The 270-nt window shown below is 63.0% G+C and carries 1 protein-coding gene; it reads left to right on the top strand.

The annotated features are described in order from the left end of the window. Positions 1–41: 41 nt before the first annotated feature. On the top strand, positions 42–263 hold the full coding sequence (locus tag JV201_RS13330) for a hypothetical protein (protein ID WP_219407053.1): 222 nt from the start codon (positions 42–44) through the stop codon (positions 261–263). The last annotated feature ends 7 nt before the right edge of the window (positions 264–270 follow it).

Genomic DNA, 270 nt, shown 5'->3' with positions numbered 1-270 from the left:
CGTAACCCACCTTCTGCCGCCCAGCGCGGCAAGGACACCACATGTTCGCAATCAAACTCACCCTGATCCTGCTGGGCGCTTTGSTGTACCTGGTCGGCASCGSMKGCTGGTTCTTTTGGCTCGGCCCACRCCTTCTGGCCGACGGCGAAACGGCCGACATCCTCTACGCCTTCGCCGGCACCTGCGGCTGGATGCTGATCACCTTCGGCCTGGTCATTCACATCATCAAGACAGCGCGGCCCACKGCGGCCGRCGGGAGGTAGATATGGA

Origin of the sequence: Pseudomonas sp. Colony2 (genome assembly GCF_019382755.1) — a bacterium.
Taxonomy (GTDB): Bacteria; Pseudomonadota; Gammaproteobacteria; order Pseudomonadales; family Pseudomonadaceae; genus Aquipseudomonas.
This window is presented reverse-complemented; position numbering and strand designations above follow the sequence as displayed.